This window comes from Rhizobium rhizoryzae, from assembly GCF_011046895.1.
Taxonomy (GTDB): domain Bacteria; phylum Pseudomonadota; class Alphaproteobacteria; order Rhizobiales; family Rhizobiaceae; genus Neorhizobium; species Neorhizobium rhizoryzae.
In genome coordinates, this window is the sequence record NZ_CP049250.1 from 2,133,373 (window position 1) to 2,157,904 (window position 24,532).

The 24,532-nt window shown below is 57.5% G+C and carries 17 protein-coding genes; 12 read left to right on the plus strand and 5 right to left on the minus strand.

The features are described from left to right. Positions 1 to 2: 2 nt before the first annotated feature. Both G6N80_RS16240 and greA read right to left on the minus strand, forming a co-directional pair. Entirely contained in the window at positions 3 to 1,061 is a 1,059-nt protein-coding gene (locus tag G6N80_RS16240) for a glycosyltransferase family 4 protein (protein WP_165135287.1), read from the minus strand. Between the two features lie 19 nt (positions 1,062 to 1,080). Then, positions 1,081 to 1,557, minus strand: coding sequence for a transcription elongation factor GreA (gene greA, locus G6N80_RS16245; RefSeq protein ID WP_062554028.1), 477 nt, complete (start codon positions 1,555 to 1,557; stop codon positions 1,081 to 1,083). Between the two features lie 365 nt (positions 1,558 to 1,922). Between greA and G6N80_RS16250 the strand changes: the two genes are divergently transcribed. The 4 genes from G6N80_RS16250 to G6N80_RS16265 all read left to right on the plus strand — a co-directional run bounded on the left by G6N80_RS16250 (position 1,923) and on the right by G6N80_RS16265 (position 7,099). Next, a complete protein-coding gene (locus G6N80_RS16250) occupies positions 1,923 to 3,155 on the plus strand; it encodes a pilus assembly protein TadG-related protein (protein ID WP_206531704.1) in 1,233 nt (410 codons plus the stop codon). 91 nt (positions 3,156 to 3,246) lie between these two features. Continuing rightward, complete coding sequence (locus G6N80_RS16255) at positions 3,247 to 4,479, plus strand: putative DNA modification/repair radical SAM protein (RefSeq protein WP_165135293.1); 1,233 nt, start codon at positions 3,247 to 3,249, stop codon at positions 4,477 to 4,479. After that, positions 4,479 to 5,939: a UdgX family uracil-DNA binding protein gene (locus G6N80_RS16260; protein ID WP_165135296.1), complete on the plus strand. Its 1,461-nt coding sequence runs from the start codon at positions 4,479 to 4,481 to the stop codon at positions 5,937 to 5,939. The genes G6N80_RS16255 and G6N80_RS16260 overlap by 1 nt, the downstream gene beginning before the upstream one ends. Positions 5,940 to 6,064: 125 nt before the next feature. After that, positions 6,065 to 7,099 carry an alpha/beta hydrolase gene (locus G6N80_RS16265; protein WP_165135299.1) on the plus strand — a complete coding sequence of 345 codons (1,035 nt, stop codon included), beginning with the start codon at positions 6,065 to 6,067 and terminating at the stop codon, positions 7,097 to 7,099. Between the two features lie 365 nt (positions 7,100 to 7,464). Here G6N80_RS16265 and carB read toward each other — a convergent pair whose 3' ends face one another. Next, positions 7,465 to 10,947: a carbamoyl-phosphate synthase large subunit gene (gene carB / locus G6N80_RS16270; RefSeq protein WP_062554033.1), complete on the minus strand. Its 3,483-nt coding sequence runs from the start codon at positions 10,945 to 10,947 to the stop codon at positions 7,465 to 7,467. A gap of 253 nt (positions 10,948 to 11,200) precedes the next feature. On the opposite strand from carB, the gene G6N80_RS16275 reads away from it, so the two are divergent. From G6N80_RS16275 to ypfJ, 3 genes are all read left to right on the plus strand, one after another. Continuing rightward, a complete protein-coding gene (locus G6N80_RS16275; RefSeq protein WP_062554034.1) occupies positions 11,201 to 12,145 on the plus strand; it encodes a phosphatase PAP2 family protein in 945 nt (314 codons plus the stop codon). 118 nt (positions 12,146 to 12,263) lie between these two features. Continuing rightward, complete coding sequence (locus tag G6N80_RS16280) at positions 12,264 to 13,367, plus strand: phosphatase PAP2 family protein (protein WP_062554035.1); 1,104 nt, start codon at positions 12,264 to 12,266, stop codon at positions 13,365 to 13,367. A 189-nt stretch (positions 13,368 to 13,556) separates the two neighbouring features. Then, a complete protein-coding gene (ypfJ, locus tag G6N80_RS16285) occupies positions 13,557 to 14,465 on the plus strand; it encodes a KPN_02809 family neutral zinc metallopeptidase (RefSeq protein WP_062554036.1) in 909 nt (302 codons plus the stop codon). Here the strand turns inward: ypfJ and G6N80_RS16290 are convergent. Beyond that, entirely contained in the window at positions 14,460 to 15,416 is a 957-nt protein-coding gene (locus tag G6N80_RS16290; protein WP_210300708.1) for a LytTR family DNA-binding domain-containing protein, read from the minus strand. The genes ypfJ and G6N80_RS16290 overlap by 6 nt on opposite strands. Here G6N80_RS16290 and G6N80_RS16295 point away from each other — a divergent pair. Both G6N80_RS16295 and G6N80_RS16300 read left to right on the plus strand, forming a co-directional pair. Continuing rightward, positions 15,415 to 15,948, plus strand: coding sequence for a DUF2306 domain-containing protein (locus G6N80_RS16295; protein WP_165135302.1), 534 nt, complete (start codon positions 15,415 to 15,417; stop codon positions 15,946 to 15,948). The two genes, G6N80_RS16290 and G6N80_RS16295, sit on opposite strands and share 2 nt — an antisense overlap. A 129-nt stretch (positions 15,949 to 16,077) precedes the next feature. Next, positions 16,078 to 17,466, plus strand: coding sequence for an MATE family efflux transporter (locus G6N80_RS16300; RefSeq protein WP_425503891.1), 1,389 nt, complete (start codon positions 16,078 to 16,080; stop codon positions 17,464 to 17,466). A gap of 70 nt (positions 17,467 to 17,536) precedes the next feature. On the opposite strand, the gene carA is transcribed toward G6N80_RS16300, so the two are convergent. Further along, on the minus strand, positions 17,537 to 18,742 hold the full coding sequence (gene carA / locus G6N80_RS16305; protein ID WP_165135324.1) for a glutamine-hydrolyzing carbamoyl-phosphate synthase small subunit: 1,206 nt from the start codon (positions 18,740 to 18,742) through the stop codon (positions 17,537 to 17,539). 322 nt (positions 18,743 to 19,064) lie between these two features. Here carA and G6N80_RS16310 point away from each other — a divergent pair, with 322 nt between their 5' ends. The 3 genes from G6N80_RS16310 to rpoD all read left to right on the plus strand — a co-directional run bounded on the left by G6N80_RS16310 (position 19,065) and on the right by rpoD (position 24,442). Then, entirely contained in the window at positions 19,065 to 19,514 is a 450-nt protein-coding gene (locus G6N80_RS16310; protein WP_156379170.1) for a GatB/YqeY domain-containing protein, read from the plus strand. Between the two features lie 444 nt (positions 19,515 to 19,958). Beyond that, positions 19,959 to 21,995, plus strand: coding sequence for a DNA primase (dnaG, locus tag G6N80_RS16315; RefSeq protein WP_165135327.1), 2,037 nt, complete (start codon positions 19,959 to 19,961; stop codon positions 21,993 to 21,995). A 395-nt stretch (positions 21,996 to 22,390) separates the two neighbouring features. Continuing rightward, the gene (gene rpoD, locus G6N80_RS16320; RefSeq protein WP_062554043.1) at positions 22,391 to 24,442 is read left to right on the plus strand and encodes an RNA polymerase sigma factor RpoD; all 2,052 of its coding nucleotides are present in this window, start codon (positions 22,391 to 22,393) and stop codon (positions 24,440 to 24,442) included. Positions 24,443 to 24,532: the final 90 nt, after the last annotated feature.

Below are 24,532 nucleotides of genomic sequence, written 5' to 3' on the forward strand. Positions count from 1 at the left end.
GGTCAACCGCGCGCCAAGAGGCGAGCATAGACTTCGCCGATTGCCCGCGCTTCTCCTTCCACGGAGAAATTCTTGCGCGCATGGGCAAGGGCATTGTGGCTTGCCCGCGCCAGCCGTTCATCGTCTTCGAGGTAAGGACAAAGAGCCGTCACGAAATTTTCGACGGAGCCGCGGCCGACGATATGGCCGGTCTGGCCCTCTACGACAAGTTCCGGAAATGCGCCGACATCGGATGCAATCACGGGCACAGCGCTTGCCATGGCTTCCAGCGGGGTCAGGCCGAAGCCTTCCCAGCGTTGCGGTGCAACGAACAGGTCCAGAGCGCGATACCAGTCGGGAATATTCGTGTGTTCCCCGACGAACAGGATACGGTCTGAAAGCCCGGCAGCATTGACCTTTTGCTTCAGCTCTTCCTCGAAAGCCAGGTGCTTGGCAGTGGCGCGGCCGGCAATCACGCCTTTCCAGCCCGGGTGAGACGGCAGAAGGCGAGCCAAGGCATCGACGAAGAGATCGGTCCCCTTCTGATGTCGGACGCGACCGAAGCAGCCGATGTAGCGAAAACCGGGATCAAGGCCGACAGCAGACTTGGCAGTAGCCTTGTCCGCAGCCGGAGAAAACCGCTCGAGATCAATGCCGTGAAGGATCACCGTGCTCTCGCGCTCAAGGTATGAGGCTGTTTTCTGGCAGACGGCAATGACGCCATCCATGCGCGAGATCAACCACTTCGTCCAGCCGCTATGATGCCGTTGCGAGGCCGAAGTGAACAGAAGTCTGAGCGGCATTCGAAATATATCCCGCAGGATGATGCCGGGCAGCATTTCGATGTTCCGGCGCGCGTGCCAAACGCGGCAGGTCTGGCCTGACGGCGGCTTCCAAAGCTGAGGCACTTGCCATGCCGTCATGGAGGGCAACGACGAGGGAAGTCCCGGCCCGAAGGTGATGACCTTCTGGCCGAGTGCATTCTGGACCGGGACAAGCTGGATGACGGTCGAGGTGACGCCCGACAATCTTCGCTTGAAGTGCGGGGCAATGATCTCGATCTGAGAAAGAGATGAGGGCACGAGTGCTTTGCGCCTTCTATCAGCCCCAGGAAACGGACAGGATCTCGTAAGCCTTCGAGCCACCCGGCGCGTTGACCTCAATCGAATCACCCACTTCCTTGCCGATCAGGGCGCGGGCGATAGGCGAAGAAATGGAGATGCGACCTTCCTTGACGTCAGCTTCCTGATCGCCAACGATCTGGTAGGTCTTCTCTTCGTCAGAGTCTTCATCAACGAGTTTGACCTTGGCGCCAAACTTGATTTTCGAACCCGACATTTTCGTCAGGTCAATGACTTCCGCGCGCGCCGTCAGGTCTTCGAGTTCCGTAATGCGGCCCTCGTTGTGGCTCTGCGCTTCCTTGGCGGCATGATATTCAGCGTTTTCCGAAAGATCGCCGTGGGCGCGTGCCTCCGCAATGGCTTCGATAATGCGGGGACGCTCCTCCTGCTGGCGCCAGCGCAGCTCTTCCTGCAGCTTGGTGAAGCCAGACGGCGTCATCGGTACCTTTTCAACCATTTCTCATTTCCTCAGTCTTATGCCCACAACTGGCAGACACAAAAAGAAACAGGTCCCGGAGGGGACCCCGGAACCATGTGAAAACTCTTCTGCCTTCGAACATAGCAGAATCGCAAAGCGGAAAGCCAGCAAATTCGAGATAGGGCTTTTTCTGCGGTCGAACAGGGGAGAACTTCGGAGAAGCCGCTCGTAGCTGCATCTGTGTTGCAGAGGCAGACTGCCCTTTCTGCTATGCTTATAAATATATAATTATAGTAAAATATAACAACGTTGTGATCTGGATATAGCAACATCAGCAAAAAGTATGTTTTTACTCCAGATTAATATTAAAAATACATCATCACTCTTATTTCAAAAGGTGATTGATGATGTTGAAGAATATATTGTTCTGCGAAGGCGGAAATTTCGCCATCCTGACCGCTTTATTGATTCCTATAATCCTTTTGAGTGCTGGATTTGCCGTTGACTATAGCGTGATGACGCTTGAGCTGAAGCGGGCTCAGGAAAGTGCGGATGCGGCTGCTCTTGCTGCTTCGCAGGCCTACAATAAAGGTTTGTCTGGCGAACAGGCGCTGCTTTCTTTGGCCAATTCCCATGTCGCGGGAAATCTGGGGGCCGGATATACAGTCAGCAATCTTGCGGTCACCGCTCCGACTGCCACCAATCGTACCGTCAGGGTTACAGGCAGGATAAACGTTCCTTTATACTTTGGTGCCCTGTGGAACATGCCGACGAAAGAGATTTCGTTTGCGGCGGAAGCATCTGTCGGGTCAACTGCTTATTCCCAGATTGTATTTCTGGTGGATGTCTCCAATTCCATGACTGTTCCCGGTACTGACTTGGATATGGTCCGATGGAAGGCCGTTTCGGGTGGTTGTCAGTTTGCTTGCCATGACAGTCTGGCGCGAAAGGCGGGTTACAAGGATGGGGTTCAAGTCGCGAAGGAACTTGGCATCAAGCTGAAAATGGATTTCATCCGCAGCGCGATGGCTGCCTTTGCCGCTCGAGCAAAAGCTTCCGGCCAAACGGGACTGCAAACCTACAGCGTCTATACAGTCGGAACCACATTCAACGCCCTGCTCGAGAATTCCAGCAATGCGGACCAACTCGCCACGGTGGGCGCTGCGCTGGAAGTGGAGCCCACTTATCCACCAGGTGTCATCATTGGACCGGGAAAGGCGACGGATGATGGTTGGTCTTTCCTCGAATACGGGCTGCGGCTTGTACGACCGAAGATCTCCAATATTGGAGATGGCTCATCGGCGGCGAAACGTAAGACCTATTTCATTTTTCTGACAGACGGGTTGGACAGTTCGGTGAGAGATGGAGGTCTGGCGGGACGAGGTTTTGGTCCCTTTTACGCGGACGAATGCACCGCGCTCCGCGGTGATGGGGTAGAGGTATTCACCGTTCAAACCTACTACCCGCCGTCAGAAGACGTCGGCGTTCAGGAAGCGTTCAAGCGTATCCCTCCCGTGATAGAGGCTTGTGCAACCAAGCCGGAAAACCATTTCATGGCCGATAACGGTTTGGCAATCGGCACCGCGCTGGACAAGATCTACGCTCAGGTCACGGGAAAGGTGCGGCTCGTCCGCTAAGCGGGGGCACAAGGTCAAGCGCGACGAGCCTGGGTGGTTTCCTGCCGGCAGCATTGACAGATGGATGCGGAACGTTTAGTGAACATCAGTGATGAAGAAGTCGCTGAAAGAACGTCTGGCCATCCTCTCCGATGCAGCAAAGTATGACGCGTCCTGCGCATCCAGCGGCACGACGCGGCGTGATTCAACCTCGTCTGGAGGATTGGGGTCGACAGAAGGGTCCGGCATCTGCCACGCCTATGCGCCCGATGGCCGCTGTATCTCGCTTCTCAAAATACTGCTGACGAACTTCTGCATTTACGATTGCGCCTATTGTATCAACCGGTCGTCCTCGAATGTGGAGCGGGCGCGCTTTACGCCGGAAGAGGTGGTCTGGCTGACCATGGAGTTCTACCGCCGGAATTATATCGAGGGCTTGTTTCTTTCTTCCGGCATTATCCGCTCGTCTGACCATACGATGGAGGAAATGGTCAAGATTGCGCGGGATTTGCGCACGGTTCACAATTTTCGCGGCTATATTCACCTGAAGACAATCCCGGAAGCGTCTGCGGCGTTGATCGAGGAGGCTGGGCTTTATGCCGACCGTTTGTCGATCAATATCGAACTACCCACGGACAAAGGCATCAGCCAGTTCGCACCGGAAAAGAAGCCCGAGGGTATCCGTCGCGCCATGGGTGATCTTCGCTTGAAGATCGAGGATGCATCCGAGCCGACTCTGAAGACCAAGCGCCGGAAGAAGTTCGTTCCGGCCGGGCAGAGCACGCAGATGATTGTTGGCGCGGATGGTGCCAATGATGCGACCATTCTCGGCACGAGCGCACGGCTGTACGGAAGTTATGGCCTGAAACGGGTCTATTATTCGGCGTTTAGTCCGATACCGGATGCATCCTCCAAGTTGCCGCTCATCAAGCCGCCGCTCGTGCGAGAGCATCGTCTTTACCAAGCGGACTGGCTTTATCGTTTCTATGGCTTTGATATCGGTGAAATTACATCTGCAACCGCAGACGGAAACCTCGATCTGGAACTGGATCCGAAGCTGGCCTGGGCGCTTGCGCATCGGGATCGCTTTCCGGTCGATGTCAACAAGGCGGCGAAGGAGATGCTTCTTAGGGTGCCGGGCTTTGGTACCAAGACGGTCAGATCCATCCTGTCGTCGCGGCGTTTCCGTCGACTCCGGATCGAAGATCTCGGTCGTCTCGGCGTATCCTTGCGCAAGGTGCAGCCCTTCATCGTGGCGGATGGCTGGACGCCGCACCGGATGATTGATCGCAGTGATTTGCGACAGATGTTCTCGCCGCAGCCTGAGCAATTGACGCTGTTCTGATGCTGAAGATCCGTCTCAATGGATGCGGCGACTTTATGGAATGGCGCGATGCGGCGCGTGTTCTCCTGATGTGTAATGTGAGCCCCGCCGATGTGGTGTGGGAAAGCGGCTCATCGGTCGAGAGCGGTCTGGGTTTCGGCGAGAGCGAATTGCCGGTTCCGTCGCCAACAGCGGCTTCGCCCAGCGTACCACCGGCGTTTCTCGATCTGGCGCAGACGGTCATCTGTCATTCGGATCCGGACCGTTTTGCCTTGCTGTATCGGTTGCTCTGGCGCATTCGATCCGAGCGTCATCTGATCGGTATCGTTTCAGACCCGGATGTCATTGCTGCGCGCAAGCTGGAAAAATCCGTTCGCCGCGACAGCCACAAGATGAAGGCCTTCGTGCGCTTCAAGGAGGTTCCGTCTCGCGATCCGATGGAGCGGCGGCGGGCCTTCTTTGCCTGGTTCGAGCCTGATCATCACATCGTGGCGCGGATGGCGCCGTTCTTCAAGCGTCGCTTCTTCGATATGGATTGGGTCATCGCGACGCCCAAGGGGTCGGCTGCCTGGGATGGCGAGGAACTGACCGTCTCCGACGAACCCGCCGAGAAGCCGGAAATCCGCGACGACGCGGATGAACTCTGGCGGATCTATTATGCCAATATCTTCAATCCCGCGCGGTTGAAGGTGAAGGCAATGACGGCAGAAATGCCGAAGAAATACTGGAAGAACCTGCCGGAGGCGGACCTTATTCCCGACCTCATTGCCAATGCCGAAGCCAAGGTGCGCGAGATGGCCGAGCGTGCCGCCTCCCAACCGCCAGCGTTTCACCAGCGGCTTCAGGACCGGATGGCGGCCGGTGGGATGGAGGAGCCATCATTTCCAGAGGGGACACTGGAGGCTCTGCGTCAGGATGCCCGTCACTGTACCCGATGCGAACTGCATTGCCGGGCAACCCAAACCGTGTTCGGCGAAGGTTCACAATCGGCCAGGGTTATGTTCGTCGGTGAACAGCCGGGGGATCAGGAGGATCTGGCTGGCCGTCCCTTTGTTGGTCCTGCTGGCAAGGTTTTCGATACGGTGGTGAATGAGGTCGGGCTGGACCGGAAGGAATTTTACGTCACCAACGCGGTGAAGCATTTCAAATACGAACCGCGGGGCAAGCGCCGTATTCACCAGAAGCCGAACCAGGGGGAGATACAGGCCTGCCGGTGGTGGCTGACGAAAGAAGTGGAACTGATCAAACCGTCTCTGGTGGTGGCCATGGGGGCAACGGCCTATTACGCTCTGACCGATCACAAGGAAAAGCTTCAGGATGTGCGCGGCATCCCCATTGCCATGAGCAGCGGCTGCACGCTGTTTGTGACTGTCCATCCATCCTATCTGCTGCGCATTCCAGATGAGGCCAGAAAGGCGGCGGAACTGGAAAAGTTCAAGTCGGACATGGCGTCGGTCCGGCGGCTGATGGAGCGTCAATAGAAGTCCTGGGCCAGGTTGAGGCTGCTTTCGGATGCTGCAATCGTTTACTTGCGCCCGGTCTTGCAAGTCTTTGCCCTTATGCAATTATAAGTTTGTTAATTCAACTTATGTTTGAGGGGGCTAAAATGCATTATGATTATGTGATGACTGCCCGAAAGTTGACTGCGGGCTCATTTGGCAGCGATCCGGGACCTGTACGGTACTTGAAGGTTGCCGCCGATCAATTCGGGTACGGACCGAAGGATGTAATCGGATCGCCGGGAGAGTGGATGCGAGAAGTTCAGGGTCTCGCAGATGGTGATCAGAACCCGCTCTCGATCAGTCCGAAAGGCGATGTCCTGATCTTTGTCCACGGCTATAACAATACGATCGAGGCAGTCCTCACCCGCATGCGACGTCTGCGAAACAATCTTCGGGCGGAAGGTTGGCGCGGGGAAATCATCTCCTTCGACTGGCCAAGCGCCAATCAGGTTCTCAACTATCTGGAGGACCGTGCCGATGGTGCCGAGGTTGCCCTTTCGCTCGTAACGAAGGGCATCACATTATTGTCCGAGGGCCAGAAGGCCGGATGCAAAACGAACATTCATGTTCTGGCGCATTCTGCTGGCGCTTATGTCACCATGGAAGCCTTCGTGCAGGCGGAAAAAAAGGGCGAACTCTTCAAACGCGATTGGCGTATCGGCCAGGTCGCCTTCATCGGCGCGGACGTTTCTGCGGGAAGTCTGACCGAGACCAGCGACTGGAGTAATCCGATGTTCCGGCGCATCATGCGGCTGACAAATTACTCCTCGCCATACGATGCGGCTTTGGCGGTTTCCAATGCCAAGCGGCTTGGCACGGCGCCACGCACTGGCCGCGTCGGTTTACCTGAGGGCGCGTCTTCCAAGGCTGTGAATGTCAATTGTTCCGACTATTTCAGCGGGCTCAAGCCGCCTGCTGTCAGCGACGGATCAAGCTGGACGCATTCCTGGCATTTCGGCGATCGTGTTTTCGCGCGAGATCTGGCAATGACACTCGAGGGGGCGATTGATCGGCGTGCTTTGCCAACACGCAAGCTGATCAATGGCGAGCTATACCTGCAGGACAAGCCGCGGCCAGCATTCCAATCCGAATGGGATATCAAACAGACCGCTCAGTACGCGGATGCAAGAACCTCCTGAGCTTCAGGCACATGACTGCTTGCCGGGTTCGGTTTAGCGCAAGAGGAAGGAGCCCGGAGAGGCGATGACTAGGGTGAGGACCCCATCATCTTGTTGAAATGGTGTGAGGCGATCCGGATGAGAAACGAGGCGAAAAACGTAGGCGATACCGAAGTATCGGCGAGGCTTTTCAACGAAGTAGCTCGCCGGATCGACCACATTCGAAGAACGCGTGAACGGCTTCGATCTGCTGTGTCGAAGCACTTGAATGGGTCTGGAACCCATCCATGCGTGCTTCTCCTTGCATATCTTTGCCGGTCATCGCGCCATTTCAAAAATATGATGAGGTCCTCACCCTACGCTCTCCGGGCTCCTGATTTTCAATTTCAGAAGTAGCTCTGAAGCGGCGCGACTTCCAGCTGGCCCTTCTTCAGGGCCTCGATTGCTTCCGCGGCGGCCATGGCGCCAGCCATGGTGGTGTAATAGGGCACCTTCTGCATCAGGGCTGCACGACGAAGTGACTTGGAGTCGGAAATCGCCTTGTTGCTATCGGTCGTATTGATGACCAGTTGGACCTGACGGTTGCGGATCGCATCCTCGATATGCGGACGACCTTCCAGGACCTTGTTCACCTTCACGGCTTCAATGCCGTTCTCAGCGAGGAAGCGCTGCGTGCCGCCGGTTGCCAGAACCTTGAAGCCGATTTCGACCAGCAGTTTGATGGCAGGCAGGACGCGTGTCTTGTCGTCATCGCGGACCGAGACGAAGACGGAGCCTTCACGCGGGAGTTCCACGCCAGCACCCAGCTGGCTCTTGGCGAAAGCGAGCGGGAAGCTGCGGTCGAGGCCGATGACTTCGCCGGTCGAACGCATTTCCGGACCGAGCAGCGTATCGACACCCGGGAAGCGGGCAAACGGAAACACGGCTTCCTTGACGGCAATGTGCTTCAGGTTGCGCGGATCCGGCTTTGAACCGTAGGCGCCAATGGCCGCATCCAGCTTTTCACCGGCCATGATGCGGGCGGCGATCTTGGCGATCGGCGCGCCGATGGTCTTGGCGACGAAGGGCACGGTACGCGAGGCGCGTGGGTTGACTTCCAGAACGTAGATCGTGCCGTCCTTGATCGCGTACTGAACGTTCATCAGACCGCCGACATTCAGCGCCTTTGCAAGAGCGGTCGTCTGGCGCTCCAGTTCGTCCAGCAGTTCCGGCGAGAAGGAGCGCGATGGCAGCGAGCAGGCGCTGTCGCCGGAGTGAATACCGGCTTCCTCGATATGCTCCATGATGCCGGAGACGAATACGTTTTCACCGTCGCACAGCGCATCCACGTCTACTTCGATGGCGTTGGTCAGATAGCTGTCGAACAGCAGCGGGTTCTTGCCGAGAAGCGTGTTGATCTGGCCCGTCTTGTCGTTCGGATAGCGCTGCTTGATGTCTTCCGGCACCAGTTCCGGCACCGTGTCCAGAAGATAGGCCTGGAGCATGGTCTCGTTGTGGATGATCTGCATGGCGCGGCCACCCAGAACGTAGGACGGACGAACGACCAGCGGGAAGCCGATTTCGGACGCGACGAGACGCGCCTGTTCAACCGAATAGGCAATGCCGTTGTTCGGCTGGGCGAGATCCAGCTTCATCAGGAGCTTTTGGAAGCGGTCGCGATCTTCCGCAAGGTCGATCATGTCCGGCGCTGTACCCAGGATCGGGATGCCGTTCTTTTCAAGAGCTTCGGCCAGCTTCAGCGGTGTCTGGCCACCAAACTGCACGATGACGCCGACGACCTCACCCTTTTCCTGCTCTGCACGAAGAATCTCGATCACGTCTTCGGCTGTCAGCGGCTCGAAGTAAAGGCGATCGGAGGTATCGTAGTCAGTGGAAACGGTTTCCGGGTTGCAGTTGATCATGATGGCTTCGAAGCCTGCATCCTTCAGCGCGAAGGCCGCATGGCAGCAGCAGTAATCGAACTCGATGCCCTGGCCGATACGGTTTGGACCGCCGCCGAGGATCACGACCTTCTTGGCGTCGGATATTTCAGCTTCCGAGCGGGCGACGCCGACGAACGGTGTCTCGTAGGTCGAATACATGTAGGCGGTCGGCGAAGCAAATTCGGCAGCGCACGTATCGATGCGCTTGAAGACCGGACGTACGTTCAGGCTATTGCGCAGGACCGCGACATCCTTCGGCTTGGTCGATGTGAGCGAGGCGAGGCGGGCATCGGAGAAGCCCATGGCCTTCAGCATGCGCAGGTTGTCAGCGTCCTGCGGCAGGCCGTGTTCACGCACGCGCGCTTCCATGTCCACAATAGCCTTGAACTGTGCGATGAACCACGGGTCGATCTTGCAGCCTTCGTGAACTTCCGCTTCAGACATGCCGAGACGAAGCGCCTGAACCACCATGCGCAGGCGGTCCGGCGTCGGGGTACCGATGGCGGCGCGGATGGCGTTCTTGTCATCACCCTGGCCCAGGCCCGGAATTTCAATTTCGTCGAGGCCCGTCAGGCCGGTTTCAAGGCCGCGCAGGGCCTTCTGCAGAGATTCGGCAAAGGTGCGGCCAATGGCCATGACTTCACCGACCGACTTCATGGCGGTGGTGAGCGTCGGTTCTGCACCCGGGAACTTCTCGAAAGCAAAGCGCGGGATCTTGGTGACGACGTAGTCGATGGATGGTTCGAAGGAGGCGGGTGTGGCGCCACCGGTGATATCGTTCTCCAGCTCATCCAGCGTGTAGCCGATGGCGAGCTTGGCCGCGACCTTGGCAATCGGGAAGCCGGTTGCCTTGGAAGCGAGCGCGGAGGAGCGAGACACGCGCGGGTTCATTTCGATGACGACCAGGCGGCCATCCTTGGGGTTCACGGCGAACTGAACGTTCGAGCCGCCGGTTTCCACGCCGATTTCGCGCAGTACCGCGATCGATGCGTTACGCATGATCTGGTATTCCTTGTCCGTCAGGGTCAGCGCCGGTGCGACAGTGATAGAGTCACCCGTGTGAACGCCCATCGGATCAATGTTTTCGATGGAGCAGATGATGATGCAGTTATCCGCTCGGTCGCGGATGACTTCCATCTCATATTCCTTCCAGCCGAGAACCGATTCCTCGATCAGCACTTCCGTGGTCGGAGAGGCGTCCAGACCGGAATTGATGATCTCGAAGAATTCAGAGCGATTGTACGCAATGCCACCGCCGGTGCCGCCCATGGTGAAGGAGGGACGGATGATGGCAGGCAGGCCCACGACATCCAGCGCCTGGGCGGCGATAGCCATGGCATGGCTCATGTAGCGCTGCTTGCGGTCCGTCTCGCCAAGGTTCCACTTGTTTTCCAGTTCGTCCAGCGCCTTGTCCAGCGCATCACCGGACAGTGTTTCGCGCAGCTTGGTACGCTCTGCCTCGTGCTTCTTGCGGTCGGCATCCTTGATTTCTGTCGCGTTCGCCAGCATGGAGCGGGGCGTTTCCAGCCCGATCTTCGCCATCGCCTCACGGAAGAGAGCGCGGTCTTCGGCCTTGTCGATGGCCTCCGGCTTCGCGCCGATCATTTCGACATTATAGCGATCCAGAACACCCATTCGCTTCAGGGAAAGTGCGGTGTTGAGCGCGGTTTGTCCGCCCATTGTCGGCAGCAGCGCGTCGGGACGTTCCTTGGCGATGATCTTGGCTACAACTTCCGGCGTGATGGGCTCGACATAAGTCGCGTCCGCCAAGCCCGGATCGGTCATGATCGTTGCCGGGTTGGAGTTGACCAGAATGACCCGGTAGCCTTCTTCCTTCAGCGCCTTGCAGGCCTGAGTGCCTGAATAGTCGAACTCGCAGGCCTGACCGATGACAATCGGTCCTGCTCCGATGATGAGGATTGACTTAATATCTTGGCGCTTCGGCATGGGCTCAATTCCATAAACATGTTGCGCGAAAAACCGGCCAGGGTGAGGCTTCACCGGCCGGGCGCAATGGATGGGTCTTTTCAGGCTAGAAGCGGCTTATAGGGAAATGTTCGCGCGGAAGGAACCCCCAAAATTTAGTTTCCGCAGTTGTCTCTACTGGCAAGGAGCAGGTTCTCCACCACATTGTCCGTTTATTTACTGGCGTGGGCTTATCTGGGTAAACGAAGATAACAAATGCCGAGGCGCCACGAGAGTGAACAAGCCGCGTTTTCTGCTCATTTCGCTCGTTCTCGTTTCTCATGTGCTGGTGTTCGGCCTCGCCCGGCTCCTGTCGATGAAGATCGATTTTGAACCACTGCTAAATCTTTATGGCCTGATCATCGTCGTCTTTGGCTCCGGCATCCTCTATGCCAGCCTGCGGAACATGCCCCCGCTGCGGATGGCGCTGGAATGTGTTGCATATGGCTTCATCCTGACGGTTCCGGCGGCTATCGCGACCTATCTCGCCATAAAGGTCAATATGCCCTTGGCGGACGAAGCCCTTGTGCGAATGGATGCGGCGCTGCATTTCGACTGGCATGCCTTCATCCGGTTCATCGATGAACGCAGGCTGTTGGCGATGAGCCTTGCCGCAGCCTATTTCAGCTTCAGCTTTCAGTTGTTGGGTATTCCGCTGCTGCTGGTGATGTTTGGAAGAGGTCCGCGCGCCTATGCAATGGTTGCCAGCTATGGCCTGATCTGCTTCGTGGCGAGCTTGATCTCCATCTGGTATCCGGCTCTCGGCACCTACGTGGTCTATGGCGTATCACAGGAGCAGCTTTCCCACATCAATGCCGAATTCGGTTTTTACTTCCTCCAGCAGTTCAATGCGGTGAGAAGTGATCCCGATTTCGTGTTTTCGATCAATCGGCTGGCCGGTATCCTGACATTTCCTTCCGTGCATGCCGCGGTTGCAGCGCTCTGTGCCTGGGCCATGTGGGATGTTAAGTGGCTGCGGTATCCTTTCGCTGTCTGGAACAGCATGATGGCGATATCCGCGGTTTCCCATGCCAATCACTATCTCGTCGATGTGATTGCGGGCGTTGGCGTGGCCGGGCTCGTGATAGCTGTCGTCAGCATGATCTGTGGCAGCCAACTCACGCGCGCCCACACTCGATCTATCTTTAAGGGTCCGTTGCCGGTCTCCAGCATCCACTGATGAGGACGGTTGCAAAACTTCCGGCTAAGTTGTGTGAAGTTGGGTAAAATTCTCAGCCAGCAAGAAATTTTAAATTATGGGTTGTCATGGTGGGCCAAATTCGGAGGCCTTTTCAACCATGAATACACTAATTTTCTCATCTAAGGAGTTTGGCCAGGGCGTCCTTCGTTCATTGGCAGACTGCCTTCTCCGTGATGCGCCCCTTCATGCCGCCATCCTGTGCTATTGTCTTCTTGCCCTCACAGGCACGGTTATTCTGGAGCACGGTAATATTCTGTCGCTGCTTCAATATCTTGAGCGAGCTCCCCAGATATTCCTCCTTTTCATGTCCAGTGTCCTGTTAGCAACAGAACTGATTCCGGTCATTATGCGGGCGGGTCGCCGACGCAAACTGGCCTACATGCGGATGCTTTCGCATGACCGTATCGCCCGCTTCCTGGCAGGTCTGATTCTGCTCATCTCGATCTCAATCTTTCTCGGCGCATTCACCTGGTTCAAGACGCTTTTACCTGCCTTGAACGGTGGCTTCCCGCATGATCCACTTCTGGCAGATCTGGATCGCTGGCTTCATGGTGGAACGGATCCGTGGAGACTACTCTGGTCGCTGCCATTTGCATCCGAGGCGTTACCCGTCATCGGGCATGGGTACAGCGTCCTGTGGTACCTGCTGTGCTTCGGTGGGCTGTTCTTCGTGGTGACCTCCCCGAAGGCGGATCATCTGCGCGGGCGCTACATCGCGTCCTTTCTCTTTTGCTGGATCTTTCTTGGAAACATTGTTGCAGGAAGCTTGATGTCTGCTGGACCTGCCTTTTATGGCGCCGTGACTCAGGATGTTGAACGGTTCCGCCCGCTGCTTCTCGCACTGTCACAGGATCAATCCCCGTTTTCAGCCTCGATATTCCAGTCTTACCTCTGGTTTCTGCATGAGAAGGGATTGAGCGGTTTCGGTAGCGGAATATCCGCCTTCCCAAGCATCCATGTGGGACTCATCGTCATGAATGCACTCTTCGTCTGGGAGCATTCCAGACGGTGGGGGGCGGTAGCATTCGCTGCCTGCCTTCTCACAATGGCAAGTTCGGTCTACCTCGGTTGGCACTACGCTCTGGATGGCTATGTTGCCGCGGGGGTCATGGTGCTGGCGCATCTGATGTTGAAGCGGATGCCGCGTCTTCAGGGCCAGAGCATGCCAGCTATCAGGTGGCCTGCGCTCATCAAGAGCTGATTTACAAGAGTGTCGCTAATCTCAGTGCACCAAGCTCGTCCAGAGCATGAGGTTTTGCTACTCGTCGCAATAGACGTTAAATGCTGAAACAGAGCGGGGCGGGGCGTTCCCGCTCTCGTGTCATGGAACGATGGTTGAGATTCGCCATTATCGTGCACGCGGAATGCAGCAACGGCAGAGGGTGCAGCGATGGAATGGCGTGGCAGACGGCAATCGGACAATATCGAAGATCGCCGTGCGGATGGCGGCGGCGGTTTCCGTTCCGGTCCGGGCTTTCGGATTCCAATCGGTGGCGGCGGTCGCGGCGGTGGCATCGGGATCGGCGGGCTGATCTTCATCGTGATCGTCTGCTTCATTCTCGGCATCAATCCGCTCACGCTTCTATCTGGCGGCGATATCGATCTTGGCGGTGGTTCATCCGGTCAGCAGCAGGTTCAGCGCGCCCCGCAGAACGATGAAATGAAAGCGTTCGTTTCGACTGTTCTGGCGGAAACCGAAGATACCTGGACGCAAATTTTCCAGCAGCGTGGTGGCCAGTATGAGGAGCCAAAGCTAGTCCTGTTTTCGGGGCGGGTAGATTCGGCTTGCGGGCTTGCATCCTCGGCCAGTGGCCCGTTCTATTGCCCCGGCGACCGAAAGGTTTACCTCGACACAGCGTTTTTCCAGCAGCTATCGGGCCAATTTGGCGCATCGGGCGATTTTGCCGAAGCCTATGTCATTGCTCATGAAGTGGGTCATCACGTCCAGAACCTGATCGGTGTCCTCCCCAAATTCAACCAGATGCGCAAGTCCATGAGCGAGGCGGATGCCAACCGCATGTCTGTGCGCGTGGAACTTCAGGCTGATTGCTTTGCGGGCGTCTGGGGCAAGTACACCGACCAGAAGGGTATTCTGGAAACGGGCGATCTTGAGGAGGCGCTCAACGCCGCGCAGAAGATCGGGGACGACACCTTGCAGCGCCGCTCGCAGGGTTATGTTGTTCCGGACAGCTTCAACCACGGAACTTCGGCGCAGCGAGTCAAATGGTTCCGCAAGGGCTTTACGAGCGGCAACATGCAGGCCTGCGATACGTTCACGCCGAGCTACCAGCAGCTATGAAGGTTGACTGTCAGAAAATTTGAGACGGATCTTTGCCTCATTGGGTCTACTGACGGGGAGTTCTTCGCCAGCCTTCGTCACAGCCACAAGTCTTCCGTTTGCGCGTTTCAGGTGGGCGATATGGTCGTCTGCCACCCAATGCGAGCGGTGAATGCGCTGGCCCGAAACCGGCGCGGTTTCGTTCAGCGCGTCGCTGAAGCGAAGCAGGACCAGTTCCTTGCCGCGTGATGTTACCACCTCAGTGTAGTGGTCCTGCACAGCGAGCCTCAGCAACCTGCCACGGTGTTGGGGTTTCAGCCGCGACAGGATTGGCGGATCGGCAAGTTCCTCTGCACTGGATTGCGACGACGGCTCCGGCTGAGAGACAGCGGGCGGTTTGCTCTCGTGCCGCCAATCCATCGGCTCATCCGCTTGCCTCTCAGATGCTGGCGGGCTCATCGTCAGATAGGTCAGGGCGCAGAGCAGGGGGCTGAGCAGGAGCGAAATCTTGATCTGTTCGAACGTGCTCCCGACAGACATGGACTGCCCCGTAAACCCCGCCTGCAAAACTTCCACCGCAAGGCCAATGGGCAAGGCTGCGATGATCGCGCCGATCATCATGATGGGGAGTCGATGTCTGCCGCCACGACTCAAGACCGCGAGTGCCAGTACGATGACGAAGCTTGCGATGGAAAAAGCTATTACCTGCAGGAAAAGCCAGAAGGCGAGGCGGCGAAGGAAGGGCATCGATGCGCCGGTGCCGAACGGCCCGACAACCGTGAACACGATACTGACAATCACGATCGTCGCCCAGAATCGCGACGAGCCGAAAAACCTCTGCAATTCGCGAAGCGTGAATTGCAAATAGACGCTTCTCACGAACTTTACCCTCACATTGACGCCAATCCGGTTGGCTGCACCCAGGTTTTCGCCAATCTCGGGGACGAATTCAACCGGAGAACCCGCCGTCATGATGCTTGCCCCTCTTCTTGAAGCGCCTCTCGCCGTCCAAATCCACGTTGCCGCTGTTTTGCCCGCCGCGGTGCTTGGTGCTTTCCTTCTCATCTGGAAGGGACGAGGAACTTCGCTTCACAGGCTGTTCGGCAAGATCTGGCTGTTTCTGATGCTCGCTACGGCGGGCTCCAGTTTCTTTATCCATAGCCTTGATATGATCTGGGGCTTTTCTCCAATCCACCTGTTATCGATCATGGTGATTGTCAGCAGCTGGCGCGTTTACCGGACTGCGCGTGCGGGAAACATCCGCGCGCATACCGCTACCGTTCGTCAGCTTTATTTCTGGGGCATCGTCGTGGCCGGCGGGTTCACGCTCGTTCCTCATCGAATGATGCATGCTGTCGTCGTCCGGGATAGTTCGTCCACGCAATTGGCCTTGCTGATCTTCGTGGTCGCTGTTCCCTTGCTGGCTTTCTACCTACAACAGAATCGGAAAATTCGAGCTGTTGCGGCTGTCGATCCGATCCGGGCAACCCATCACTCCAGTTGATGGCTCCATTCAATTCTTCTGCTTTATTAGGCAAAAGGGTTGCTACTCTGGAGGGCGTGATCTAAGTCCGTTCATGGCCGACTGCCCATTTTTCGTGCAGCGGCCTTTTTTCGTTTCCGGAGCATGGTCATGTCCACCGTTCTTGCGTCAGCGCAGTCCTCATCGATGTCTGATAACTCGTGGGGCTCCCATGTAAAGTCGACCATCGGGCTTGGCGTTCCGTTTGTCGGCGCGCAACTGGCGCAGATGGCGATCAATACGACGGATGTGGTGATGGTCGGCTGGCTGGGGACGACCGAACTGGCGGCCGTGGTGCTTGCCAGCCAGATGTTCTTCGTTGTCTTTATTTTCGGCAGCGGTTTTTCCAATGCTGTGATTCCGCTTGTAGCGCAGGCTGTCGGGCGAGGGGACCAGAAGCAGGCGCGCCGTTCGGTGCGAATGGGAATGTGGGTGGTGATAGCCTATGGCATCGTCACGGCGCCGATCCTGTTCTTCTCCAAGGAGATTCTGCTGACTCTGGGGCAGGCGCCTGACGTTGCTGAATTGGCGCAATCCTATCTTCGCATTCTCCAGTGGGGCATGTTTCCGGCGCTGCTGGTGATGGTGCTGCGCTCCTTTGCCAGTGCCTTGCAGCGCGCGGGTATCGTGCTTTACGTCACGCTTGGCATGTTCGCCTTCAATGCGGTAGTCGATTACGGCCTCATCTTCGGCAATCTCGGCATGCCGAAGCTCGGGCTCAATGGTGCCGCGATTGCCTCGCTGAGCGCCAACCTTTTGGGGTTTGCGTTGCTGGTGGCCTATATCCAGAGCCGCGAGGAAATGCGTGCCTACGAGATTTTCGTGCGCTTCTGGCGTCCGGACTGGAGTGCCTTTCGGGAGATCTTTGCGGTGGGTTTGCCCATTGGCTTCACCATTCTTGCTGAGGCGGGCCTCTTCACGGCTGCATCGCTGCTGATGGGTATGCTTGGAAAGCTGGAACTGGCGGCGCACGGCATTGCCCTGCAACTGGCGTCAATCGCCTTCATGGTGCCGCTTGGACTGGCGCAAGTTGCCACTGTGCGTGTGGGTCTTGCCTATGGTCGCGGAGACCATCTTGGCGTCAAGCGCGCGGCGGTGGCTGTGCTGGTGGTGGGCCTGGGCTTTTCTATCGTTGGAAGTACGCTGTTTGCGGTGGCTCCGGCTTCCCTTGGCCGGCTGTTCCTGGATACGAGCCTGCCGGATGCCCAGCGCGTGTTGGAGCTTGCGGTGCCGCTCATCATGCTGGCAGGCGCATTTCAGTTGTTCGATGGGCTGCAGGCAGTTGCTGCGGGGCTTCTGCGCGGCTTGAAGGATACGCAGGTGCCGATGGTGCTCGCGCTGATCGCCTATTGGCCCATCGGTTTCGTATTTGCCTGGGTCTTTGCTTTCCCTCTGGAATGGCGCGGGCCGGGCGTCTGGATCGGGTTTGTGACTGGTCTTACAGCAGCAGCCGTCATGCTGTGCGTGCGTTTCTGGCTTCTTGTCAGGGAACGGGGCTGAAAGGCTTTGTCTTACGCAAATGGCCCGCACGAAGCGGGCCATTTTTTTATTCCAAGACGTCTGATGTGGATCAGCGCTCGGCCAGTGCAGCCTCACCCTTGCGCTCACGCACCAGGTTGATGAAGCGGCGGAACAGGTAGTGGCTGTCCTGCGGGCCGGGCGATGCTTCCGGGTGATGCTGGACCGAGAAGACGGGCTTGCCTGCGAGGCGCAGACCGCAATTGCTGCCATCGAACAGCGAAATGTGAGTCTCTTCCACACCTTCCGGCAGCGACTTCGAGTCGATTGCGAAGCCGTGGTTCATGGAAACGATCTCGACCTTGCCGGTGGTGTGATCCTTGACCGGATGGTTGGCGCCATGGTGCCCCTGATGCATTTTCTCGGTCTTCGCGCCAAGCGCCAGACCCAGCATCTGGTGGCCAAGGCAAATGCCGAATGTCGGTGTTTCCGTCTTGATGATCTGCTGGATGACCGGCACCGCATACTTGCCAGTTGCCGCCGGATCGCCCGGACCGTTTGACAGGAATACGCCATCCGGGTTCAGCGCCATGATGTCTTCAGCAGACGTGTTGGCAGGAACGACGGTTACCTTGCAATCCAAGCCGGTGAAGAGGCGCAGAATGTTGCGCTTCACACCATAGTCGACGCAGACGATGTGATACTTCGCGTCGTCTGCCTTGAGGTTGTCATAGCCTTCATTCCAGACCCATGGCTTTTCGGTCCAGTGCGAAGACTGACCTGATGTGGCTTCCTTGGCGAGGTCGAGATCCACCAGACCGCTCCACGCGCGGGCTTCCGCCTTCAGCGCTTCGATGTCGAACACGCCGTTCGGGTCGTGGGCGATAACCGCGTTCGGTGCGCCATGCTCGCGGATCCAGGCAGTCAGCGCACGGGTGTCGATACCCGAAAGGCCGATGATGCCGCGGCTTGCCAGCCAGTCGTTCAGGTGCTTCGCCGCACGGTAGTTCGATGGCTCGGTGATATCCGCCTTGAAGATGGTACCCACTGCGCCGCGGCGTGCTGCTGGCGTCAGGTCTTCCACGTCTTCGTCGTTGGTGCCGATATTGCCGATGTGCGGAAAGGTGAAGGTGACGATCTGTCCGAGATAGGACGGGTCTGTCAGGATTTCCTGATAGCCGGTGAGCGCAGTGTTGAAGCAGACTTCTGCCGTCACCTTGCCCGTGGCGCCAATACCGACGCCTTCGATTACCGTACCATCCGCGAGGACAAGGACGGCCGTTGGCTTGCGAGAGGTCCAGGGTGCAGTGTTGGTCATAACAGTTTGTCTCCGCCCGTTGCCCGGCCACTCAGCGCGGCAGAGCCATAGGGCCATCTATGGTCGCGAAAAATGGCGCGCGGAAGGTCGCGCCTGGCTTTGGATACAATTCTCGTGCAGGTGCGGGAAAATAGTGAAAGTGTTTGCGATGGTCAATCCGAGTTCTCAAGGTAATCTGTCATTTGAACAGGGTAGATGCAAGTATTCCAACCTCCGAATTGATCCGCATCGCCGGGTGGTTTAAGAGATCGCCCACCAAAGGCGTCGTGCTTCAGCAAAACGAAATGCGCGGACGCCTTTACAAGGAGATAAGAAGAAGATGATGCGCGACACACTTTCCAATGCGATGAAGGAAGCCTTGAAGGCCAAGGACAGTCGCCGCCTTTCCACCGTCCGCCTGATCCAGACCGCAGTCAAGGATCGCGACATCGCCCATCGTGGCGTAGGCAAGGACCCGGTAACTGACGATGAGATCTTGCAGATCCTGCAGAAGATGATCAAGCAGCGCGAAGAATCGGCCAAGATCTATGACGAGGGCGGTCGCGCCGAACTTGCTGCGCAGGAGCGTGAGGAAATCGAAATCATTCGTTCCTTCATGCCCGAACAGATGTCTGACGAGGCCGTGCGCGCTGCCTGCGAGGCGGTGATTGCAGAGATTGGGGCTCAGGGTCTGCGTGACATGGGCAAGGTTATCGGTGTCCTGAAAGAGCGCTATGCCGGACAGATGGATTTTGCAAAGGCATCCGGGCTGGTCAAAGAACTTTTGAAGTAAGCCCTTTCTACCTTCAGAACCGCGAAAAGGCTGGGTCCGGGGACAAGGATCCAGCCTTTTCGTTTGGAGGTCGTTCTATGAAGGCCAAGCGAGGCAGGGCTTAGGGATGGCCCTGCCTCTCTACGCCTGGACATTCGCAACCGCCCCAGGGAAGAGCGGTTGCTGAAGGCGCGAGCGGGGGGCTGCATCTGCGCCTTTACTGTCAGCCTTCCCGATGGAGAGTGGGACGTCGAGAAGGCATGAGTAGAAAACGCCTGCAGCCGCCAACAATCAAATTACAAAATTATAATTTTTGCTCCGCAGCATGCGCCTTAGTTTGGTCACAAGCCGGGCGAGAAGTGAGAGGTTATCTTGTTTGGAGCTGTGGATAGTGGGGGCTGCTGTCGATGATGATGGCGCATTGGCCGGGCACGTACTACATGGTTGAATAAGCTTGAGGGTCCAATGCGCTTTTCCAACACTTTCCTAGACGAGATACGCGACCGGGTGCCGATCTCGACGGTGATTGCGCGCCGCGTCACGTGGGATCGCAAGAAGACCAATGTCTCTCGTGGTGATTTCTGGGCCTGCTGCCCATTTCATGGTGAAAAGAGCCCGAGCTTCCACTGCGAGGATCGCAAGGGGCGCTATCACTGTTTCGGTTGCGGTGTTTCCGGCGACCATTTCCGGTTTCTGCAGGAAATCGAGGGCATGAGCTTCGTCGAATCGGTGCAGACCATCGCCGATCTGGCTGGAATCGCCATGCCGCAGCCGGATGTGCAGGCGGAAAAGCGTGAGAAGGAGCGCGCCACCCTCATCGATGTCATGGAAATGGCAACCCGCTTTTTCCAGGATCAGCTTCAAAGCGCGGTGGGAGCCAAGGCTAGGGCCTATCTGCGCGACCGTGGCCTGAGTGCGAAGACCATAGATACGTTCCGACTTGGCTATGCTCCCGACAGCCGCAACGCGCTGAAGGAGCATCTGGCGAGCAAAGGCATTCCGAAGGAGCAGATCGAGGCTTGCGGCCTGGTTGTTCATGGCGAGGGTATCGCCGTTTCCTACGACCGGTTCCGCGACCGCGTCATGTTTCCCATTCTTTCGTCCCGCGAAAAGGTGATCGCCTTCGGCGGGCGGGCCATGTCGCCGGATGCGCCTGCGAAATATCTGAACTCCAATGAGACCGAGCTCTTCCACAAGGGCAATGTGCTCTACAACTTCACGCGGGCCCGCAGAGCGTCGCAGATCGGTGCCCGCGGGCAGGCGGAGCAGGGAACGATCATCGCTGTCGAAGGCTATATGGATGTCATCGCGCTGCATCAGGCAGGCGTTGAAAATGCCGTGGCTCCTCTTGGCACCGCGCTGACGGAAAACCAGCTCGAGCTGCTCTGGCGCATGACATCGGAGCCTGTTCTCTGCTTCGATGGCGACGGTGCCGGTGTCCGCGCTGCTCATCGCGCCGCCGATCTGGCGCTTCCGCACTTGAAACCCGGCCGCTCGGTGCGTTTTGCGCTTCTGCCCGATGGCAAGGATCCCGATGATCTCGTGCGTCACGAGGGGCGGGAGCCGTTCGACCGCGTCATGGCACAGGCCAAGCCGCTTTCGGAGATGATCTGGTCGCGCGAGACGGCGGGTGGCGGTTTCGAGACACCGGAAAAGAAGGCCGAGCTCGAGGCACGCCTGAAGCAGATCGTCTCGGTGATTGCAGACGAAAGCGTGCGCCGTCTTTACCAGCAGGATGTTCGCGAGCGGCTGAATGCACTTTTTCGCCCCCAATATGGCGCTGGGCAAGGGTTTGGAGGACAGGCCTTTGGCGGGCAGGCGCAACGGGGGCAGGGCCGACGGCCAGGTGGTGGTGCTGCCGGAGGCTTCGGCAACAAGGGGCAGGCGGCAGGTTCGAGCCGCAGCATGAGCGTATCGGATCGTTTGGCGCGCACGGGTGTCGTTCGCGGGTATCAGGAGCTTCCGGCACTGCGCGAGGTTGTCCTGGCGATCACCATTGTCAACCACCCGCAATTGCTGCTGGAGGAATATGACGAGATCGCCGCCATCGACTTCGAGAATCGCGATCTCCAGCGTTTCTGGTCGGCCATGCTGCCGGTTGCGGCGACGGCTGGTCCGCATCTGTCGCGGGACTACCTTCTGGAAAAACTGGGCGCCCAGGGTTTCGAGCAACTGGTGGCGGCGCTGGATCAGCAGGTGCGCAATGCGCGCCTCTGGATTGCAACCGAACAGGCTGCCATTGAAGATGCGCGCGAAGGATATCGGCAGGCGCTTTCGCTGCACAAACGGACCAAGGCTCTGCGTTTCGAAAAGATGGGGCTGGAGCGGGAAATTGCGATCGCAACGGAAGCCGGTGATGAAAACAATATCGAGCCTTTGTTGCGGGCGCTCTCGGAAGTTCAGCTCGAGATTACGCGCATGGAAAATCAGGAAGCCATTATCGACGGATTCGGGGTCATGTCAGGCCGCGTGAAAGGTGCAGCGGTCAGCCATGGAAATTGAGGCCTGATCGGTTCTTGGTACGTTCGGGCATCTTGCCATACGGAAAATCATCACCACTTAAGCGACAACCGTGATGTGGTGTGAGGAAGCACGGTGGTTAGGCATTTTTCCACTTTAATCACTGTGTTGGCCCTTTAAAGGCTTGACGGGAGGGAAATTTGTGGGAATCACCGTCCTAGACATTCATAGGCGGAGTGAAGCACACCGACACACGAGCATGGTCCTTCGCCCTCGCGATAACCAGCTTTTGTTTTGTGGCTCAATTCCGCCTTGGTTAATCGGGAATTAATTGTCCACCCGGTACGTGTTCTGGTGCGATTCGCGACGCTGTCTTGACGGTGTTGTGGCGGCTTAGCTGAAGCGCTGCGAATGACGTCCAAGGAAAGACGAAATACATGGCAACAAAAGTCAAAGAAAACGAAGAAGCTGAAAACGAACGCGACGGCGCAAGCGACGGTCCGCTTCTCGACCTTTCGGATGACGCGGTCAAGAAAATGATCAAGCTCGCGAAGAAGCGCGGCTATGTGACCATGGACGAGCTGAACGCGGTGCTTCCTTCGGAAGAAGTGACCTCTGAGCAGATCGAAGACACGATGGCGATGCTTTCCGACATGGGCATCAACGTTGTGGAAGACGATGACGCCGAGGAAAAGGAAGCCGAGGAAGACAGCAGCGACGATGAGGCCGAAAGCGAAGGTGGCGAACTGACCACCACGACCGGCACGGCTGTTGCTGCGACCAAGAAGCGCGAGCCGACAGACCGTACCGATGATCCGGTGCGCATGTATCTGCGTGAAATGGGGTCTGTCGAGCTTCTGTCGCGCGAGGGCGAAATTGCCATCGCCAAGCGCATCGAGGCCGGCCGCGAAACCATGATCGCGGGTCTGTGCGAAAGCCCGCTGACCTTCCAGGCGCTCATCATCTGGCGTGACGAGCTGAACGAAGGCACGACGCTGCTTCGCGAAATCATCGATCTTGAAACCACCTATTCCGGTCCGGAAGCCAAGGCTGCGCCGCAGTTCCAGAGCCCGGAAAAGATCGAGGCCGACCGCAAGGCTGCCGAGGAAAAGGAAAAGACGCGCCGGTCGCGTTCTCCGGCCAATGACGACGACATCACCAATGTCGGCGGCGATATGCCCATGCCGGAAGAAGAGGAAGAGGACGATGATGAATCGAGCCTTTCCCTTGCCGCCATGGAAGCGGAACTTCGCCCGCAGGTCATGGAAACGCTCGACCTGATTGCCGATACCTACAAGAAGCTGCGCAAGCTGCAGGACCAGCAGGTGGAAGCCCGCCTGTCCTGCACGGGCACGCTTTCGTCCGGCCAGGAGCGTCGCTACAAGGAACTGAAGGATCAACTGATCACGGCGGTCAAGTCGCTGTCGCTCAACCAGAACCGTATCGATAGCCTTGTCGAGCAGCTTTACGACATCAACAAGCGCCTCGTTCAGAACGAAGGTCGCCTGCTGCGTCTTGCAGAGTCCTATGGCGTGAAGCGCGAGAGCTTCCTCGAGCAGTATCAGGGTGCCGAGCTGGATCCGCACTGGATGAAGTCCATCGCCAACCTCGCTGCGCGCGGCTGGAAGGAATTCGCCAAGTCGGAAAACCAGACGATCCGCGACATCCGTCAGGAAATCCAGAATCTGGCGACGGAAACCGGTATTTCGGTCACGGAATTCCGCCGTATCGTGCATATGGTGCAGAAGGGCGAGCGCGAGGCGCGCATTGCCAAGAAGGAAATGGTCGAGGCAAACCTGCGTCTCGTCATCTCCATCGCCAAGAAGTATACAAACCGTGGCTTGCAGTTCCTGGATCTTATTCAGGAAGGCAATATCGGCTTGATGAAGGCGGTCGACAAGTTCGAATATCGTCGTGGCTACAAGTTCTCCACCTATGCAACCTGGTGGATTCGTCAGGCCATTACGCGTTCGATTGCCGACCAGGCACGCACGATCCGTATTCCGGTTCACATGATCGAAACGATCAACAAGATCGTTCGTACCTCGCGCCAGATGCTGCACGAAATCGGTCGCGAGCCGACACCGGAAGAGCTGGCAGAAAAGCTGGCCATGCCGCTGGAGAAGGTGCGCAAGGTTCTGAAGATCGCCAAGGAGCCGATCTCTCTCGAAACCCCCGTGGGCGACGAAGAAGATAGCCACCTCGGAGACTTCATCGAGGACAAGAACGCGCTTCTGCCGATCGATGCTGCCATTCAGGCAAACCTGCGCGAGACCACGACACGCGTTCTGGCGTCGCTGACGCCGCGTGAAGAGCGTGTTCTGCGCATGCGCTTTGGCATCGGTATGAACACGGACCATACGCTGGAAGAAGTCGGACAGCAGTTCTCGGTTACACGCGAGCGTATCCGCCAGATCGAGGCGAAGGCCCTTCGCAAGCTGAAGCACCCCAGCCGCTCGCGCAAACTGCGCAGCTTCCTGGATAGCTAAACCGATCTTGTCTTAAAGATTACGACCCGGCGGAACCGACCTTCCGCCGGGTTTTTTGTTGGTGCACTCGCTTTTGATGCGCTAGGCTCT

Bases quoted from the DNA above. Each gene is read 5' to 3' on its own strand.
- carB (WP_062554033.1), bottom strand. From the start codon at position 10,947: ATGCCGAAGCGCCAAGATATTAAGTCAATCCTCATCATCGGAGCAGGA.
- carA (WP_165135324.1), bottom strand. From the start codon at position 18,742: ATGACCAACACTGCACCCTGGACCTCTCGCAAGCCAACGGCCGTCCTT.
- G6N80_RS16265 (WP_165135299.1), top strand. From the start codon at position 6,065: ATGCATTATGATTATGTGATGACTGCCCGAAAGTTGACTGCGGGCTCA.
- G6N80_RS16255 (WP_165135293.1), top strand. From the start codon at position 3,247: ATGAAGAAGTCGCTGAAAGAACGTCTGGCCATCCTCTCCGATGCAGCA.
- greA (WP_062554028.1), bottom strand. From the start codon at position 1,557: ATGGTTGAAAAGGTACCGATGACGCCGTCTGGCTTCACCAAGCTGCAG.
- G6N80_RS16300 (WP_425503891.1), top strand. From the start codon at position 16,078: ATGTCCACCGTTCTTGCGTCAGCGCAGTCCTCATCGATGTCTGATAAC.
- G6N80_RS16280 (WP_062554035.1), top strand. From the start codon at position 12,264: ATGAATACACTAATTTTCTCATCTAAGGAGTTTGGCCAGGGCGTCCTT.
- rpoD (WP_062554043.1), top strand. From the start codon at position 22,391: ATGGCAACAAAAGTCAAAGAAAACGAAGAAGCTGAAAACGAACGCGAC.
- dnaG (WP_165135327.1), top strand. From the start codon at position 19,959: ATGCGCTTTTCCAACACTTTCCTAGACGAGATACGCGACCGGGTGCCG.
- G6N80_RS16295 (WP_165135302.1), top strand. From the start codon at position 15,415: ATGATGCTTGCCCCTCTTCTTGAAGCGCCTCTCGCCGTCCAAATCCAC.
- ypfJ (WP_062554036.1), top strand. From the start codon at position 13,557: ATGGAATGGCGTGGCAGACGGCAATCGGACAATATCGAAGATCGCCGT.
- G6N80_RS16290 (WP_210300708.1), bottom strand. From the start codon at position 15,416: ATGACGGCGGGTTCTCCGGTTGAATTCGTCCCCGAGATTGGCGAAAAC.
- G6N80_RS16250 (WP_206531704.1), top strand. From the start codon at position 1,923: ATGATGTTGAAGAATATATTGTTCTGCGAAGGCGGAAATTTCGCCATC.
- G6N80_RS16260 (WP_165135296.1), top strand. From the start codon at position 4,479: ATGCTGAAGATCCGTCTCAATGGATGCGGCGACTTTATGGAATGGCGC.
- G6N80_RS16310 (WP_156379170.1), top strand. From the start codon at position 19,065: ATGCGCGACACACTTTCCAATGCGATGAAGGAAGCCTTGAAGGCCAAG.